Origin of the sequence: Thalassospira sp. GB04J01, assembly GCF_000751115.1 — a bacterium.
GTDB classification, from domain to species: Bacteria; Pseudomonadota; Alphaproteobacteria; order Rhodospirillales; family Thalassospiraceae; genus Thalassospira; species Thalassospira lucentensis.
In genome coordinates, this window is record NZ_CCDX020000008.1 from 23,834 (window position 1) to 40,649 (window position 16,816).

Annotated in this window: 16 protein-coding genes and 1 tRNA gene; 5 read left to right on the forward strand and 12 right to left on the reverse strand. The window is 49.3% G+C overall.

Going from position 1 to position 16,816, the window contains the following annotated elements; genetic code table 11:
- Positions 1 to 198: 198 nt before the first annotated feature.
- The 4 genes from phaR to AMM48_RS05305 all read left to right on the forward strand — a co-directional run bounded on the left by phaR (position 199) and on the right by AMM48_RS05305 (position 3,748).
- Entirely contained in the window at positions 199 to 828 is a 630-nt protein-coding gene (gene phaR / locus AMM48_RS05295; protein WP_022731163.1) for a polyhydroxyalkanoate synthesis repressor PhaR, read from the forward strand.
- Between the two features lie 387 nt (positions 829 to 1,215).
- Positions 1,216 to 1,572 carry a hypothetical protein gene (locus AMM48_RS22070; RefSeq protein WP_022731162.1) on the forward strand — a complete coding sequence of 119 codons (357 nt, stop codon included), beginning with the start codon at positions 1,216 to 1,218 and terminating at the stop codon, positions 1,570 to 1,572.
- Positions 1,573 to 1,739: 167 nt separating this feature from the next.
- Positions 1,740 to 2,135, forward strand: coding sequence for a helix-turn-helix transcriptional regulator (locus AMM48_RS05300; RefSeq protein ID WP_022731161.1), 396 nt, complete (start codon positions 1,740 to 1,742; stop codon positions 2,133 to 2,135).
- Between the two features lie 230 nt (positions 2,136 to 2,365).
- Positions 2,366 to 3,748: an FAD-binding oxidoreductase gene (locus AMM48_RS05305; RefSeq protein ID WP_102783217.1), complete on the forward strand. Its 1,383-nt coding sequence runs from the start codon at positions 2,366 to 2,368 to the stop codon at positions 3,746 to 3,748.
- A 241-nt stretch (positions 3,749 to 3,989) separates the two neighbouring features.
- Here the strand turns inward: AMM48_RS05305 and proB are convergent, their stop codons facing one another.
- The 4 genes from proB to rplU all read right to left on the reverse strand — a co-directional run bounded on the left by proB (position 3,990) and on the right by rplU (position 6,933).
- Positions 3,990 to 5,111, reverse strand: a complete 1,122-nt coding sequence (gene proB, locus AMM48_RS05310; protein ID WP_102783218.1) for a glutamate 5-kinase — start codon at positions 5,109 to 5,111, stop codon at positions 3,990 to 3,992.
- A 16-nt stretch (positions 5,112 to 5,127) separates the two neighbouring features.
- A complete protein-coding gene (obgE, locus tag AMM48_RS05315) occupies positions 5,128 to 6,165 on the reverse strand; it encodes a GTPase ObgE (protein ID WP_102783219.1) in 1,038 nt (345 codons plus the stop codon).
- Between the two features lie 160 nt (positions 6,166 to 6,325).
- Positions 6,326 to 6,586, reverse strand: a complete 261-nt coding sequence (rpmA, locus tag AMM48_RS05320; RefSeq protein WP_022731156.1) for a 50S ribosomal protein L27 — start codon at positions 6,584 to 6,586, stop codon at positions 6,326 to 6,328.
- 35 nt (positions 6,587 to 6,621) lie between these two features.
- On the reverse strand, positions 6,622 to 6,933 hold the full coding sequence (rplU, locus tag AMM48_RS05325) for a 50S ribosomal protein L21 (protein WP_022731155.1): 312 nt from the start codon (positions 6,931 to 6,933) through the stop codon (positions 6,622 to 6,624).
- A gap of 426 nt (positions 6,934 to 7,359) precedes the next feature.
- On the opposite strand from rplU, the gene AMM48_RS05330 reads away from it, so the two are divergent.
- Positions 7,360 to 7,449: transfer RNA gene (locus AMM48_RS05330), tRNA-Ser, on the forward strand.
- A 105-nt stretch (positions 7,450 to 7,554) separates the two neighbouring features.
- Here AMM48_RS05330 and AMM48_RS05335 read toward each other — a convergent pair.
- From AMM48_RS05335 to AMM48_RS05370, 8 genes are all read right to left on the reverse strand, one after another.
- Positions 7,555 to 8,646 carry a glycosyltransferase family 4 protein gene (locus AMM48_RS05335; RefSeq protein ID WP_146030380.1) on the reverse strand — a complete coding sequence of 364 codons (1,092 nt, stop codon included), beginning with the start codon at positions 8,644 to 8,646 and terminating at the stop codon, positions 7,555 to 7,557.
- Between the two features lie 171 nt (positions 8,647 to 8,817).
- Positions 8,818 to 9,927 (reverse strand): glycosyltransferase family 4 protein, encoded by a 1,110-nt coding sequence (locus tag AMM48_RS05340; RefSeq protein ID WP_102783221.1) that lies wholly within the window; start codon positions 9,925 to 9,927, stop codon positions 8,818 to 8,820.
- Positions 9,924 to 10,934 carry a GDP-mannose 4,6-dehydratase gene (locus tag AMM48_RS05345; RefSeq protein WP_102783222.1) on the reverse strand — a complete coding sequence of 337 codons (1,011 nt, stop codon included), beginning with the start codon at positions 10,932 to 10,934 and terminating at the stop codon, positions 9,924 to 9,926. Before AMM48_RS05345 ends, AMM48_RS05340 begins: the two co-directional genes overlap by 4 nt.
- Before the next feature lie 51 nt (positions 10,935 to 10,985).
- Positions 10,986 to 12,011: a hypothetical protein gene (locus tag AMM48_RS05350; protein WP_102783223.1), complete on the reverse strand. Its 1,026-nt coding sequence runs from the start codon at positions 12,009 to 12,011 to the stop codon at positions 10,986 to 10,988.
- A 413-nt stretch (positions 12,012 to 12,424) separates the two neighbouring features.
- Positions 12,425 to 13,546 carry a glycosyltransferase gene (locus AMM48_RS05355; protein ID WP_146030381.1) on the reverse strand — a complete coding sequence of 374 codons (1,122 nt, stop codon included), beginning with the start codon at positions 13,544 to 13,546 and terminating at the stop codon, positions 12,425 to 12,427.
- Entirely contained in the window at positions 13,539 to 14,258 is a 720-nt protein-coding gene (locus tag AMM48_RS05360; RefSeq protein WP_102783225.1) for an acylneuraminate cytidylyltransferase family protein, read from the reverse strand. The genes AMM48_RS05355 and AMM48_RS05360 overlap by 8 nt, the downstream gene beginning before the upstream one ends.
- A gap of 106 nt (positions 14,259 to 14,364) precedes the next feature.
- A complete protein-coding gene (locus AMM48_RS05365) occupies positions 14,365 to 15,768 on the reverse strand; it encodes a hypothetical protein (protein ID WP_102783226.1) in 1,404 nt (467 codons plus the stop codon).
- Between the two features lie 20 nt (positions 15,769 to 15,788).
- Positions 15,789 to 16,685 (reverse strand): class I SAM-dependent methyltransferase, encoded by an 897-nt coding sequence (locus AMM48_RS05370; protein ID WP_102783227.1) that lies wholly within the window; start codon positions 16,683 to 16,685, stop codon positions 15,789 to 15,791.
- Positions 16,686 to 16,816 lie beyond the last annotated feature (131 nt).

Here is a 16,816-nt window from a genome sequence, read left to right on the forward strand (position 1 = left end):
GTTTTTCGCAGCGCACTCCACGTTGAAGACTGGACACATTGAAAAAATCACGTCACTGTCATAGTTGCCTGAGCAAATGCAAAATTGAAAATGCTGCGCAACATCGCGATGTGTGCATGCGCAAACCGGGGCAGAAACATGCCCCTAATGAAAATGCCAGGCAGATGTCCGGGAAACAGGGAAGCAGGAATCCTCGCCATGACCAACAAGAAATCAGACGATCAAGACCGCATCGTCATCAAGAAATATGCGAACCGCCGCCTCTATAACACGGCGACGAGTTCCTATGTCACGCTTGATCATCTGTCGCAGATGGTCAAGGAAAACACCGACTTTGTCGTTTACGATGCCAAAACGGGCGATGACATCACGCGCCCGGTCCTGACCCAGATCATTGTCGAAGAAGAAAACAAGGGGCAGAACCTTCTGCCGATCAGTTTCCTGCGTCAATTGATCGGATTTTATGGCGACAGCCTTCAAGGGTTGGTTCCGACCTATCTTGAACAATCGATGCAGGCCTTTGCCCATAATCAGGAACAGATGCGCGAATATATGCAAGGCACGATGCATGGCATTTTCCCGTTTGGCCAGTTAGACGAAATGAACAAGCAAAACATGGCCTTGTTCGAACAGACGATGAAAATGTTCTCGCCATTTGCCAAAGACGGTGAAAACGGACATTCCGGTGGTACGGGCGGCACTGGCGCGGCATCCCCGTCAGCCGCAGCAAGCGGCAAAGCAGACGCATCACTTGATGATCTTAAAAGCCAGCTTGAAGCCATGCAGGCCCAGCTCAATACGCTGGCAAGCGGCAAGACCGACAAGTAAGACCTTTACAGGTTACGACCCCAAATTCCAAAAGGCGGAGCATCGCGATAGGCGGCTCCGCCTTTTTTGTCTTTCCAAACAGCTCTAACCGATATGTCACATCCCAATTATCAGGGTTGCCGGGAAAACAATGCCGTCCCCGCACCGCCTAGCGGGTCATCACGGCCATCTGATCTTCGCGCCATATCCGGCGAGTGTCCGGTGTGCCCCGACTCGCGCGGGTTTACTCGGCACGGCATCAATCCTGCATAAACTTTTTATTAACTCTTTCGAACCGCCCGACAGTGCTGTCAGGCGGCAATTTTTGCCGGGTGCATCACCCAAACATACCAAAAGCACGGAGTCTGCGCACAAACAGTCAAATTTAGTCAAACAACATCAGAAAACATGACAGCCATTACACCGATTTCCATGCTCCCGGCCCGCAGGACGGATTCTGCGAGCAGCGGAACGGATGGTCCTGCCGGGATCGGAACAGTTTCAACTGCGCGTATTTCGCCTGTACGGGAAATTGCGCAGAACGGTGGCGCATGGCTGCAACCCCATGATCTTGTGGGCAGCGCAGCATTCTGGACCCAGCTTTTAGGGCAGCTCTTACCTCAGGAAAACCTTTTACAACCGCCGGTCATTCAGGAAATGCATGCCAGCTATGCACAGCATTCCACACCTTACAGCATAGAAACCCACGACTTTTTTTCGCCTTCTGCACTAGACAAAGACAGCTCAATTGACCTATATAGCTAGCTTCTGGCGGATTGCTGTAACGATTACCTGACCAATGTTCAGATACATTTCAACACATCGCAGGTCAAAAATGATCCTGCGACAAGTTGTTAATTGGGCAAAAACAAATAAGCCCAACAGCGTCCAAAGTGGGGTTAAATAACTGGCGGTTGATAACGGATTATATCATGACTGAGATTATCTCAAAAGAAGAACCAAAACGCGCAAACCGCGCAACTGACACTGACCGTTATGTTGGTCAGCGTATTCGCGAACGTCGCATCATGCTGGGCTTCTCCCAGCAGCAGATGGCTGACCTTATCGGCGTTACCTACCAGCAGGCACATAAGTATGAGCGCGGTATCAACCGTATCTCTGCTGGTCGTCTTTACGAAATCTCCCAGGTCCTGGGTGTTCCTGTCAGCTACTTCTACGAAGGCCTCGACGGTAACCAGGCTTCCGAGCTTAATGCACGTCAGCGCATGTGCCTTGAACTGGCCCGTAACTTTGCCAGCATCAAGCATGAAAAGCATCAGGAAGCTCTGAGCCAGATGGCCCGTGCTCTTGCTGATCAGGCTGCGTAAGTCCGGTTTCCGGATTTAGCGCCACCGAAAAAAAGGCTGCCCCCATCATAGGGGCAGCCTTTTTTTTTGTGCCTTGTGAATTATGCATGTCTCTGTGAAGCTTAGGGTTCAGACCTTAGCCACACCGTCTTTGAAATGATGGAGCGTGACCAAGCGGGCCCCATTCCGGTAAAGCACATGAGCTTGTCGGCATTGCCAAGACGGCGGCAACTGATGAAGACAAAGATGACATGACCCGTAACGGCGATATTTCTTTCTGGCACACGGATATGGGTGGACTGCCGCCCTATCGTCCTGCCTTGCCGGGCGACCGCGCTGTAGATGTTTGCATCATCGGGGCCGGGTACACTGGTCTGTGGACGGCGTGGTACTTGAAAAAAGCAGCCCCCGATCTGTCAATCGCTATCGTCGAGCGCGATTTCGCGGGCTTCGGTGCGTCAGGCAGGAATGGCGGTTGGCTGACCGGTGCGTTTTACTGGAACCGGGATCGGTATGCCAAGTCGGGCTCGCGCGAAGGCGTGATATCGCTTGAGCGGGCCTTACGCGGCACCGTGGATGAGATCATTCGAGTCACAGAATCCGAAGGCATCGACGCTGATATTCACCGCACAGACGAGCTTATCGCGGCCTGCACTCCGGCACAGATGGCCCGGTTGCGCGACGACTACGAGACCGCGATGGATTGGGAGGTACCACAGGAGCGTATGCAACTGATCGGTGCCAGTGACATGACGGATCGGATCCGAGTTCAAAATGCCGTTGGGGCGCTTGTTTTGCATGGCGTGGCGCGGGTTCAACCGGCCAAGCTGGTGCGCGGGTTGGCGCAGATCGTGGAACGGGCGGGCGTTTCCATTTATGAACAGACAACAGTGACGGGGATGTCCAAAGGGCAGGTCACGACGGATCACGGCACCATCCGCGCCGAAAAAATTATTCGTGCGACAGAAGGCTATACCGCCAGCCTGCCGGGACAGGGCCGCGATATGCTCGCAATGAACAGCTCCATAGTCGTAACGGAACCTTTGCCCGATCTGATCTGGGACCAGATCGGCTGGCATGGAGGCGAATTGCTGGGAGATGCCGTGCACGGCTATTGCTATGCGCAGCGTACTGCAGGCAATCGGATTGCAATGGGTGGCAGAGGCGTGCCTTATCGGTTTGGCAACGCGATTGATGATCGCGGACAAACCCAGCAAAAAACCATCGCGATGTTACAGGCGATCATACATCGCTTGTTACCGCAGGTGGCAGATATAAAGCTGGACCATGCGTGGTGCGGGGTTTTGGGCGTGCCACGTGATTGGTGTGCGCGTGTCGATTATGACCCGACCTCTGGCATCGGTGCCGCGGGCGGGTATGTCGGTCTGGGGGTGTCCACGTCGAACTTAGCCGGCCAGACGCTTGCCGATCTGGTGCTGGAGCGCGACACAGAACTGACCAAACTGCCTTGGGTAAACCGGCCTAAACGCACATGGGAACCAGAACCCCTGCGGTGGTTGGGCGTACATGGCATGTATCATCTTTATCACATGGCCGACCGTCGTGAAGCCCAGCGCGATACGCCACAGACCTCACGTCTGGCGCGCATCGCCAACTATTTGTCAGGGCGATGAACAAAGAGAATAACGATGATTGACCTATCTACATTTTTAACCTTGGCGGATATTCCGGAACCCTATTGCAGATGAACGTGGCGCCGTCTTAAAGGGACATGGGCGTGCCGCAGACATCCGGCTTGAAACCCGGACAGGTGATGTCCGGGAATGGCAGCTTTGCGCTGTCAGACATGCGCATGCAGTCGCATTACCATCCGGACGCCAAATAACCCCTAAACGGCTTTGGCCTTAGAGGGTTTTACCCCTCTGCGACCACCAAATCGTCCGAATGGATCACAGCATTTCCGCGGGTAAAGCCAAGGGTGGCTTCGATGTCGGCGGAGGCATGGCCCATCAATAGGCGGGTTTCTTCGGCACTGTAGGACGTGATGCCGCGTGCGACCTCATGACCCTTGTCATCGAGCACGCGCACAGCGTCGCCATGCTTAAAACCGCCATCAACGCCACTGATCCCTGCTGCCAGAAGGTTTTTGCCTGCCCGCATCGCATTGGCCGCCCCGTCATCGACAATGATCGCACCGGGGGCCGAAAGCGACGTTGCGATCCAGTGGCGGCGTGCGGCAAGCGGGCTTTCGCTGGGCAAAAAGACCGTATTGGGTGCGCCTTCAAGCTGGGCTTTGAGCGGATGATAGATCGTGCCGCGCGCGATGATCATGCGACAGCCCGATTTCATGGCGATTTCAGCCGCCTGCAATTTGGTCACCATCCCGCCCGAGCTATACATGGTCGGGGCCGCACCGGCCATGGCCATGATATCCGGGGTCAATTCGCGGACTTCGGGGATCAGTTTTGCGTCCGGGTTCTTGCGCGGGTCGGCGGTATAAAGACCATCGATGTCGGACAACAACACAAGCGTATCGGCCGAGATCATATGGGCGACCTTTGCCCCGAGACGATCATTATCGCCAAAACGGATTTCTTCGGTCGCGACGGTATCGTTTTCATTGATCAGGGGGACAGCACCATGGGCAAGCAGCGCATTTAAGGTGCCGCGCGCATTCAGATAGCGACGGCGGCCTTCCATGTCTTCTAACGTCACAAGCACCTGCGCCATGGTCAGGCCATTGCGGCCAAGGGCCTCCTGCCAGACTTGCGACAGGCTGATTTGCCCGGTGGCTGCGGCGGCCTGTTTATCGGCCAAGCTGATGGTGCGGTGATCAAGCCCCAGCAAGCGTCGGCCCATGGCAATGGCACCACTGGACACAACAATGACCTCAACCCCGCGTTCGCGCAAAAGGGCGATGTCATCGGCCAGGGCTTCGAGCCAGGCACGGCGAAGCTTGCCGGTGGTTTCATCGACCAGAAGGGCCGAGCCAACCTTGATGATCAGACGTTTTGCGTCCGCGAGTGCAGCCTGCATTTTTGAGACCCCGATCTTACGGTTGGTAGACGTTATCCCCGCGACCTTCCATGGCGCGGCGTTCGCGCTCGCCATCGATATAGGCGCGGACTTCGCGGTGGATGTCCGTAACGCCTTGCTGTGTCACACCTGAGACGACATAGACCTTTTTGCCGATGCCTTTTTCAAGGATCTCGCGCTGTTCTTCGACCATTTCGGGCAGAAGCTGATCGGCCTTGGACAGCACGACGATTTCGGGCTTGTCGATTAGGATATCAGCGTAACCTTCGAGCTCTTCACGCACTGTCTGATAGGTTGCGACCGGGTCTTCCTCGGCACAGTCGATCAGGTGCAACAGAACTTCGCAGCGTTCGATATGACCGAGGAAGCGTGTGCCGATCCCCTTGCCTTCGGACGCACCTTCGATCAGACCGGGAATATCGGCCAGAACGAATTCAGTGTCATCGATGCTGACCACACCCAACTGCGGATGCAAGGTGGTAAACGGATAATCGGCAATTTTCGGACGTGCCTGCGACGATGCGGCGAGGAAGGTAGACTTGCCCGCATTGGGCAGACCAACCAGACCGGCATCGGCGATCAGTTTCAGGCGCATCCATATCCACATTTCCTCGGCTGGGAAGCCTTCTTCGGAACGGCGCGGGGCCTGATTGGTGGAGGATTTGAAACGCGCATTACCACGCCCGCCGTCACCGCCCCGACACAGCAGATGGGTTTGGCCAGCTTTGAGCATATCGACAATCAGGGTTTCGCGGTCTTCGGCAAGAATCTGGGTGCCGACCGGGACCTTGATGGTGATGGAATTACCCGAACGACCGGTGCGGTCGCGGCCCATGCCATGCATACCGACTTCGGCCTTGAAATGCTGCTGATAGCGGAAATCAATCAGGGTATTGAGGTTTTCGACTGCCTCTAGAATGACATCGCCACCACGCCCGCCGTCACCACCATCGGGACCGCCAAACTCGATATATTTTTCGCGCCTAAAGCTTACCGCGCCAGCACCGCCGCGGCCACTGCGCACATAAATCTTGGCTTGGTCGAGAAACTTCATAACCGGTCCTTTGGGCAGTGCCCGTTTTTGTATTTGCGATCCCGGCGCGCAAAAGAGGCTGCGCTTCGACGGGAAATCTATATTACATAAAACAAGGGAGGAATGATTGCTCATTCCTCCCTCGAAAATCTTGCTACGTATCGCGCAGCCGACGGGAGGCTTACGCCTCTGCCGGAACGATCGTTACGTAAGTACGACCCTTGTAGCCCGACTTGAACAGGACGGAACCGTTCACAGTCGCAAACAGGGTGTGGTCTTTGGCGAGGCCGACATTGTCACCGGCATGGAACTTGGTGCCACGCTGACGAACGAGGATGTTGCCTGCTACAACTGCCTGACCACCGAATTTTTTCACGCCGAGACGGCGACCTTCGGAGTCGCGACCGTTGCGCGAACTACCACCAGCTTTCTTATGAGCCATGAAACTCTCCTAAAACTGCATCTCAACCTGATAAATCAGGCGTTGATGTCCTTGATGCGCAGAACAGTCAGGTTCTGGCGATGACCATTTTTACGACGGTAGTTATGCCGACGCTTTTTCTTGAAAACGATCACCTTGTCGCCCTTGGCCTGTTCGAGAACTTCTGCGGTAACAGAAGCACCTTTGAGCAACGGAGCACCGACTTTTGGCGCGCCGTCGCCAGCAACCATGAGAACTTCTTCAAGTTTCACAGTGTCACCGGCCTGGGCAGCGATCTTTTCGACTTTGATAACGTCGTTGGCAGCAACTTTATACTGTTTGCCGCCAGTTTTGATGATTGCGTACATCTAAAACTTCCTGAAAAATCATTCTGGAATCAAAACGCGCGCTTCGGTGTCGCTGCTAACTGATACCGAACCGCTGCGAAGAACGGGTGAATTACCGTTTTTGGCCCCAAGAGTCAACTCCAAAGCGTGATGCCGCGCGGGCTTTGCATGGCCTTGGTGCGCATGGCTGCCCGGCAAACCGTGCAGCCATAATCCCGCAGGGGAAATCCACCGCGCACTCAACCCGGCATTTGAGGCGCAAGCCGCCCGGCTTCAGTTAACCAGCGGCATAAGGGCTGGATTGAGACAGCATGCCTAGATTGAGACAGCATGCACCGGCACGAACCCGACGACGATCCAAAAGAGTTGGCCCAAAATGCGTTTTCTCTCTTGCATTCTGGCGCGAGGATGGGTAAACACCGCCTCGAACGCCAAGACCACACATGCGGAGAGGTGCCGGAGTGGTCGAACGGGGCGGTCTCGAAAACCGTTGTACTAGCAATAGTACCGTGGGTTCGAATCCCACCCTCTCCGCCACTCTTCTGATTAACTCCATAGAAAATATTACTTAGCTAGCATAATCACTCACTTCGAGTGCACTGTCTGGTTAGACTAACCGCTGAAATGCTTATTCCCAAAGGGCTATTTCCCTTTGGAAATAAGCTTAAAGACAGTGCGATGACGGCCTATCCAATTCCGAATATCAAAAGCCTTCATCGCATGTTCACGCGCAGCTGATTGACGCCCTGAAAGCCCGCTGAGTATCTCTTTTAAACCCTCCGCAATGGCTTCAACATCAGGCACATCGACCTTGTCATATCCGTTTTCAACAGAAAGACCGACACCCGATTTTTTAGATACTAGTTCCGGCACACCGCCAGAGTCCGAATACAAAACGGGAAGTCCACATGAAAGCGCCTCGATAACAGCGCTTGGACAGGCGTCGTTAAATGTCAGTGTAACATACGCATCCGCAGCGCTATAGACTGATGGGGCGCGGCCTTGATCATAAGGCCCTGTAAACGACACACGGTCTTCCAATGCAAGTTCTGAAAGCAAAACAGTAGCTTTCCTTTGAACATTCAAGTCCATCCAGCCAGCAATCCGCAACTCCGCATCCAACCCCCGACCTCGCGCTAGGGCAAATCCGCGCAGAAGTGCTTCAACACGATAGAACATGTGAGTCACCAACTTTCCAGTATGCAGAAAAACTGGGCGGACATTATTGCGTTTTGGATCAGGTTTAAAGTGCTCTATATCGACAGCATTGAAAAGAACTTCGCCCGGACCGGCGCGCACTCCGAGAAACTTTTCAGCAGTCACCTTACAGAAGTTACTCTGATAGAACACATAATCGGCCAGATGCCATGCCTTGGCCATTTCACGATTTTTGCTTGCACAATCTCCATCAAACCAAGCACGATAATATACGCCATTTTGGTTTAAAATGATCGGGATACCGCGCCATTTTAGCCAACGCAATGCCCAACCAGGAAGATATGGACAGTTTGACAAGAGATAAGCATGGCTAAAAGAAGTTCGACAGTCTGGAAAAAACTCCTTTAACCGCTGGACTTTCACCAATGGCCCACCAATATCACCAGCCCTAGCACCGGCATACCAGACGCGCAGCACGCTGCGGCTTCCAACACTACCGGCGATAGCAATAATTCCTTGAAGCAGTCGGAAAGACGCACGTAAACACCGCTTATAAACAGGATCAATTGCTGACACGAAGTTTCCTTTGGGGTTTTCGATAGGTAGCTTTTAGCACAACGAAAAAGGGAGAGCCTCACTGAGGTTATCGGAGCGGCGCAAAATCAAAAAAGGGAATTACCACTGGAATATTTGCATCCAAGATACGTCACTTGATAACCATCCAAGTCTAACAAAAAATGTATTTCATCAGCTGACAACAAGCTTACTGTACACTTGATCCCAATGAGCTTGAGCCACTCGGCCCCAGTCAACCCGCTCCACTTCCTGCCTGCCTTCCACGCGAACGCGATCAATATGCGATTGATCACTCAGCATACAGAGGGCCGCTTCGACAAAACTATCCGCACTGTAGTTGGCGATCAATCCCCCAGAAAGCCCACCAACCAGCAAATCCGGCGCCATACCGACAGCGGTCGATATTACAGGTACACCTGAGGCCATGCCCTCCGTCAAGCCCATTGGCCCGCCCTCCTCACGCGACGTCATCAAATACAAATCCAACGCCCAATAACATTCGACTAGACCTGTGTGGTCTTTAGGATATTGATGGATGTATTCAATTCCAAGCTTTTCTAGACCGCTCTTAACGTATCCTCTGGCAGGTCCAGTAAGAAAAACTTTCACCGGATACTCTTTAGCCAATCGGAAAACCACATCGACAAAGCGGTCAGGTCCCTTGATAAGTTTGGGTTCCATCCCGTCGCCCCAGCCGACACCATCCTTCTGAAATGAGCCAATGACAATTTCTCCAGGTTTTATCCCAAACTTCTGACGGGCAACTTCTTTCTGCGCTTGTGATGGGGGAACAAACTTTTTGGTATCAACACCAATTGGAATATGGTGGATTTTTGATTGAGGTACCCCCCATTCCACCAATCTCTTCTCGACAATGCTTGCGCCTGTTACGATTTTGTCAAGCGCAGTGCTGCTCTTGACAAAATCTTCAATATGCTGCGCTACATCAGGGCCATCTTCTGGTTTTCCATGAAAGAATGATGTTACATATCGATTTCCGCGTGGCATATGTTTGTGCCATGTAAGCCACATGTATTGAGAACCGAAATGCACCACGCGATTGGTGTCCTTGTATGGTTCTGTTGTCATCTCAAAAACGTTTGGCATCTCATGATTTAGATGCGAACCAATGTTTTCTCCGACCGTTTGGATAGCCCAGTTGATACGCTCTGAGACAAATTTGACCGGTGCCCCGTGGCCTTGCCATATTCCCGTTGCTGCAGCGACCTGCCAAGGCAAAGCTTGTGCAACATTTTTTGTTGATCGAAGTGCATTCTTCATGACCAAAGCCCGAGACCGTTAAAATTCGCTGGATCCTGTATACGTGACAGCTCGGCTCTGACAAGACGTAACGCTACTTCCGACATTTCCACCTTGGCAGACCAGTCAAGAATTTGGTGCGCTTTTCTCGCATCACCAAAGCCACATCGGATTTCCGATGGCCGCAAGAATTGTCCATTGACGCAAACGTGATCACGCCAATCCATACCCAATTCCCCGAACACATGCGCGACAAAGTCTTGAAGGCGAGAAACTTTTCCAGTCGCAATTACGAAATCTTCTGGGCTGTGCAATTGCAGCATTGCCCACATTGCCTCGACATATTCCGGTGCCCATCCCCAGTCACGCATTACAGACAAGTCACCAAGTTCCAATATGCCGCCACCATTTTTGTAAATGCTTACTGCGCCAGCTACAATTTTTCGGGTAACAAAGCGGTGTGGCCGCAAAGGAGACTCATGGTTGAACAGGATGCCCGTACAAGCGAAAAGATTGTAGCTTTCCCGGTAGTTAACGACCTGCCAGAAGGCCGTCGCTTTTGCTACAGCATAAGGGCTTCTGGGATGAAACGGCGTGTCCTCGCTCGCAGGTTTTTCACCTGTATCACCGAAACACTCTGAAGATCCTGCACTGTAGAACTTAGCGTTAACCCCCAGAAATCGAATCACCTCAAGGATATTCAAAGTCGCTGTTGCGATACTCTCAAGCGTCTCCACAGGCTGATGGAACGACAAACCAACGGAGCTCTGCCCCGCAAGATTGTATATTTCATCCGGCGCCACGCGATCAACGGCCTGAAGAACGCTTCGAAAATCAGTCATAACGGTCGAGTGAAGGTGGACTTGTTCTTTAACGCCCAGTACCTTCAACGCATCAAAAGAGCTTGTTTCAGAATCTCTTGATGTTCCATGGACCTCATAACCCTTTTCCACCAAAAGCTTCGCCAGCAAAGAACCATCTTGTCCGGAAACTCCGAAGACAAGGGCTTTTCTTTTGTTAAATGTCATATGTAGCGCTCAAGGTTCACAGTACATAACCCTCTCTACTCTGATCAGGCTTTACAGAGAAAGTTGATTTCTTAACATCAGCCATGGATTACGCCACAACTTCCTGCGCTTTACAATCTCGTCACGTCGAGACACCAGTTCTTCAAAAAGTTTGATATAATCTGCGCACGTCCGAGAAGCCCAATGTGGCCACCTCTTGAGGCTTTCTGCGTGAATGTCATACTCAGCAATCATTTTCTCCAAAGCCTGCTCAAATGTCTCGAACTCGAACTGAATGCCGAATCCATCACAGTATTCTGGTAAACAACCGCTGCTTCGATAGAGAAGGGGCAATCCGCATGCTCCAGCTTCGTTTTGATGGTTTCCGCCGGGCTCGCAAATTGATGCTGTCACATAGGCATGTTTCGACGATAACTCGTCGCAAAGCGCCTCGCCATTGAGGGGCTTAATAACCCTTGCATTCTTGAATTCAAACCCCTCAGGCAGATTACCGATATAAGTGAATTCAATCTTGTATTTCCACTTGGGGTTAACAAGCATTTCGTCGAGCTGTTTATAAACATCGAAGCCCTTCATCCAATTCCCTCCCCAATGATGAGTTACAAGACGGAGAGGCTCTTCATGGTTCCAAGGTACGAAACACGATGAATTGAACGTCTCTGCATCTGCTCCATTTAAGATAACAGAGTAAGGGGTGCGCAGAGACTCTATCCAAGTTGGCAAATCAACCAACCAACTACCTACAAACACAGTATGATCAGCGCAGTAATTTGCACGTCCCAAAAGAGCATTAATGAAATTTGTATTTTTCCGTTCATCGCACTCATTAATTCGATGAACAACCACAGCATTTTTATTCTTGAAGGCTAGGTATCTCAATATTGAACCTGGTCCAAAAGAAACATTCGAAGCACGTGCTCTTGGGTCTGTTAGAAGAACAACGTCAACATCCGAATCCTCTAATGTAAAGACCACTTTGTGGCCTCTTTGTTCCAACGCTTGGGCAAGTGACTTTGCAAAGCGATTCCCCCCGCCCCACGGACCATCCTTTATATGATAACCAATAGCAACTTTCATGCAAACCATCCAACTTTCAACATCAATCTTACATTCAAGTTTCCTCAGCTTGTATATCGATAAACTTGTTCCGGCGACCAGATTTCCAAGATTGAGACAATCAGCTTAGAGAAATAGTGATACAACTCCTGACGAAATATCATCCATTTTCGCACACAATAAAAACATCACTTCCTCAATAAAGAAAAAAACAAAATTCCCTAAGTAGACTTACCAAAACCACAGATATGCAGATCACGATTTTTTTATTATTTAAACTTTTAGTAATTTCACCTATCTTATAATGATATACATCACCCTTACTTGGTTATCTATTTATCCAACACGAGTCATAAAACATTTAAACTGGCAGACACCCTAACGTACATAAAATAATATTTAGACATCCTGGACAATTCCATGAGAAGTGAAAATCAATGGAATTCAGCCGCAAGATGTATCTCAATAAATCGCATCAAACTTTTAGCCATAACTTTACAATTTAAATTTTCAGCAACAACTTCTCTGGCATTTCTGCCTATTTCTTCAAGGTCGCGAGGCCGATCAAGGAATTCAGATACAGTATCTGAAATATCTTTTACGCAGCCAGGCTTACCAATAAAAACGCACGTTTGCCCTGAAATCATAAAGTCCTTGTTCCACAGCCCAGCAAAATCAGTAAGTAAAACTGCCTTACCACATGCCATAGATTGAAGTGCCGTACTTTGCCCGGACGGCTGAACCGTATCCCGTATAGGTAAAATCGTACAGATAGCGTTATTGACCATACGCCGTATCTCAATATCACTCAAAGCTTGCCTGTGCCAATCGCCATGAATGACCTCAACATTAGCTGTTTGCGGCGAGACTTCGAGTTTTGTAACTATTTTTAGCTTAGGAAACCAAGGCCTCCAAGCCTGAACTAGCGAGGAATAGTCTCTGTGCCTGTCGTTGCCTATACTCAGGATGTACTTTTCAACAGTTTCAGTTTGAGCTTCAATTGAAGCCCCCCAAAAATCGAAATCTACTCCAAAAGGTATGTATGGAACTTCTCTACCTATCATTGTCGACAGTGCTTCAGCATCCCTTTGAGCAAGAGCCAGTACTCCACAGTTAGCCAATGCCCAGCGATAAACCACCTGCCATCTCTTTGGTGTACTTGCCTCTACAAGCCCCATAGCGATAAAAATCAGCTTACAAGGCAATAACTTCAAGCGCAGAAGAACAGCCAAGCAAACACCAAACGTGTTTGTTGTAACAACTACAACATCACTCTTTTCAAAGAGTTTCCGCTTTAAGTAAAGACGCCACAAAGACCAGCCAGGTATCCCAACAATCCAATAGAGTAAGGTATTTAAATACCGCTTTAAAAAATTGGGAGAAACGTCTAAGTCGAATTCCCTGTCAGCTAGCATACCCATATCAAGACCCAAGCCTTGCAGTTCTCGATAACCATAAAGAAGCTCACTTGGAGCCTCTGCATCCAACAATCTTGACTGTCTCCCACCTTTGACCAGATAGGTAATTTTTGGTTTTTTTTTCACCACATCAACCACGGGCTTCATCGTATCTAGAAAGGATGAATTCGACCAACTCCAAATCCCACTTAGTATCAATACTTACATGATTGCCCTTAACCACCAACCCTGCTGTATTACTACCTTTAATGGCAAGCTGATTTAACAAACAGTCCCGCGTAATAGCATAAGCTATGCCATTACGGTGATAAACAGGTTGAAGTTGCTGACGAGCAATAATATCTTCTCCCTTGGGATCATAATATTCAAGAGCCCCATTCTCCCCCAAAGTCAGCTGCTTTAATGGGTGCTCTTTTGAATCTGTCTCAGAAACCGTCCAGACTGCATCACGCTTTTCAAGCACAAGTTTTTCGATACAATCAATAACATTGCTAGCGGTTCTTAAGGGAGATGTTGGCTGCAGCATTACGATCACGTCATACGTAGTCGAATCCTGGTTTTCCATTTCATGTAAAGCATGGCTCAACACGTCAAGGTCCCCTATCCTGTCACCAGATAAGTGTTCAGGCCTTTCGAAAGGAACTCTAATGCCCGCAGCTTCCGCAACTGCAGCGATATCTGGGTGATCTGTTGAAACCACTGATCGGTCGAACAATTTTACTTGTTTAATTACATCTCCGACCAACGCAACAAGAGGCACTCCCCGCACTAGTTGCAGATTTTTTAGCGGAATACCTTTACTTCCCCCTCGTGCCGGGACAACTGCGAGAATTCTTTTTCCACCGAACATCAGATTTTCGTTATCTTTCCATGATTACAAAGTCACCAATTGACCTATTCACAATTATTGCACGAAAAGATAGCCCTTAATATTATAATCAGAGAAAACATGAGGCTCATTCGTTACTCGTTTTTCCAGACAATTCTTTGAAAAAATTCTCTATCTCTACATTTAAATTTTCGCGATATCCACCGTCAGAAAATTCGACAAAATACTTTGAAAACACTTCTATTTGAGAGGAAAAATCCGAGACCAACAAATTCCTATTCAACTTTCTAATAGACTCAATTAAGTCAGAATGACTCAAGCAAGTTATCACCATCTTAGATTTAAAGATCTCATCAAAGTGAGGAAGTCTCTTTACATTCTTTTTCCACAGGCTACTCCCTTCCTCTTCCTTCGGGTAAAAGCACATAACTGGCTTTCCATGAAGAGCACCTTCGATAATCACGGTGGAAAGAGGAGAAACAACCATGTCAACCGAAGATAGAATGTCGTGCGTTCTAGCGTATTCGGCCATATAGAATGCACCGCTTTTTCCATCTTTTGCGCAACTTTTCATAAAGTCATACATGGAATTTTCCACCACGACATTCTTCCAGTCCGATGAAAGTATCTTCTGCGCTTGATCTTGTTGAATTCCCCATGGATGCGGTCGATAAACCACCTTCATCATCGGAAGATCACCTTCCTCAATTGCGCGATTTATCCACTCTAAATGTAACGATTCCTGCGTGCCTCTACTTGACCCCGCATATAAAAGCACTATGTCACGGGGGCTTAGACCATGCTCTGACCTAAATTCGGAAGGAGTGATTCGAGGAGCAGATCTGTAGACTTCAAACTGCGCTGCGCCCAGCACAATAATATGGTGCCTAGGGATTCCAGCAAACTTTTGAGTATGCTTGACAGTCTGCTCTCCCCAAACACCAACCCGATCCGGCTCGCCTGACATTGCTCTCTTAGAACTTGGATTGTCCCAAGAGTTCATTATTAGGAACGTTGGAACACTGAGACGCTTTCCCAAGTCGACAAAGTCGTTAACAAAATACCCTCCAAAGGTACTTGGATGTATAACGATATCTGGTTGAGTTTCTTCAACCAATAGATCTAAATCTTTGCACGGGAACTTAAGCAGCTCAGCATGCAATCTTTTTTTAACTACATCACAAATTAAGGGTAAGTTTCCCAAGCTGAAAAGTACCCCCGCCTTCCAGCCAACCACACCCCACCAGCTGAGCCATAGACCAAGCCAATCCAGATCTAGTCGGAAACGCATCTGATTAAGGTGATACAAGCGCTTCCAAATAGCCAATCGTCTTTCTGGTATTCGGACTCTTCGAACAGGAACACCCAACTTAAGGCCTTCCACATCTGCCTTTAGACGCTTGTAATTCTTAGGAGGAAGAACTAGCTCAACATCATGCTTTTCAAATAATAAATTTAGAGAACCGCTATGGAGAAAGTTCCGAACCTCAGGATCGGATTCCATAAAGCAGAGAATTTTCAGCTTCGCCATTAACTAACCTTAACTAGGTATTATTTCGCCTTCAGAACCGCATAAATGCAATCGCTCTTGCCTATCGTTTCTAAATAGCCAACCCAAAAGCTATCCGCCAAATTATCAATTCCCTTCAAAGGCAAGTTCCCAGTCGGCTTTCGGTCTCGCAGCCAACGCAAAGCGTTACTCATTGAATATCGATGAGAGAACTTAATTTCTTCGACCTCATACCCTGCACGCTGTGCACACTCGGCAATCGAAGCTGCATCAAAATACCAACGGTGCACCACCCGATAGAAGAACTTAGGAAAGTCATCCGGCAAAAGATCAAAAAGTATATCTTCTCGGTTTGGCGTACTAATGATCAGGCGGCCATTGCTACTTAGCAAGGGCTTGATATCAGAAAGAAATTGTCGAGGGTCTTCCGTGTGTTCAATGACTTGAATGCTTAATGCCAAGTCTACTTTATTTGACCACTCATCTATAGCATCAACAACATAAGGATATACTTCGTAACCGTTCCTACTTAATTCGGATCGATATAATTCATAAGGTTCAATACCGATCTGCTGCTTTGTCCAGCCCTTTAGATGATCCATTAGGGCGCCGCCGCCGCAGCCGATATCTGCAATTACGGCATCACGAAGGAAACGAGGCCAAATTGCCTTTAAAGTATGAATCTGCAGTATGTCATGCTCGGTAAAGTAGGCGCTGCTATCAAGCCCCTTTGCAAGCTTCTCACGATAATCCTTTGTTTCGTAAAAACTGACATCAGGACATAGGCTTTCATCAAGTTCCTCTACACCACATCCCCCGCACCGATATATCGTAGCCTCTTCTTTTAAAAGACCAAATACACCGTCTCTAATGGGACCGTAGTAAGCGGTTTCGCTTTCGGTAGAACCACAAATTCTGCACGTTTTTGGCTTAGACATAAGACCTTCTCGTTCAGCTTAGGCTAGTGACCTATGATTCCAAATCAAATGTTCAAAATTTGATAAGCTCAACAAACATATCAAACTTCAAAATCGGCCATTCCACAGTCGACAACACTTCAATCAATGCA

Excerpts from the sequence above, each read along its gene's own strand:
- AMM48_RS05365 (WP_102783226.1), bottom strand. The coding sequence starts at position 15,768 with ATGGCGAAGCTGAAAATTCTCTGCTTTATGGAATCCGATCCTGAGGTT.
- rpmA (WP_022731156.1), bottom strand. The coding sequence starts at position 6,586 with ATGGCTCATAAGAAAGCTGGTGGTAGTTCGCGCAACGGTCGCGACTCC.
- proB (WP_102783218.1), bottom strand. The coding sequence starts at position 5,111 with ATGCAGGCTGCACTCGCGGACGCAAAACGTCTGATCATCAAGGTTGGC.
- AMM48_RS05305 (WP_102783217.1), top strand. The coding sequence starts at position 2,366 with ATGACCCGTAACGGCGATATTTCTTTCTGGCACACGGATATGGGTGGA.
- AMM48_RS22070 (WP_022731162.1), top strand. The coding sequence starts at position 1,216 with ATGACAGCCATTACACCGATTTCCATGCTCCCGGCCCGCAGGACGGAT.
- AMM48_RS05370 (WP_102783227.1), bottom strand. The coding sequence starts at position 16,685 with ATGTCTAAGCCAAAAACGTGCAGAATTTGTGGTTCTACCGAAAGCGAA.
- obgE (WP_102783219.1), bottom strand. The coding sequence starts at position 6,165 with ATGAAGTTTCTCGACCAAGCCAAGATTTATGTGCGCAGTGGCCGCGGC.
- phaR (WP_022731163.1), top strand. The coding sequence starts at position 199 with ATGACCAACAAGAAATCAGACGATCAAGACCGCATCGTCATCAAGAAA.
- AMM48_RS05350 (WP_102783223.1), bottom strand. The coding sequence starts at position 12,011 with ATGAAAGTTGCTATTGGTTATCATATAAAGGATGGTCCGTGGGGCGGG.
- AMM48_RS05345 (WP_102783222.1), bottom strand. The coding sequence starts at position 10,934 with ATGACATTTAACAAAAGAAAAGCCCTTGTCTTCGGAGTTTCCGGACAA.
- rplU (WP_022731155.1), bottom strand. The coding sequence starts at position 6,933 with ATGTACGCAATCATCAAAACTGGCGGCAAACAGTATAAAGTTGCTGCC.
- AMM48_RS05340 (WP_102783221.1), bottom strand. The coding sequence starts at position 9,927 with ATGAAGAATGCACTTCGATCAACAAAAAATGTTGCACAAGCTTTGCCT.
- AMM48_RS05300 (WP_022731161.1), top strand. The coding sequence starts at position 1,740 with ATGACTGAGATTATCTCAAAAGAAGAACCAAAACGCGCAAACCGCGCA.
- AMM48_RS05360 (WP_102783225.1), bottom strand. The coding sequence starts at position 14,258 with ATGTTCGGTGGAAAAAGAATTCTCGCAGTTGTCCCGGCACGAGGGGGA.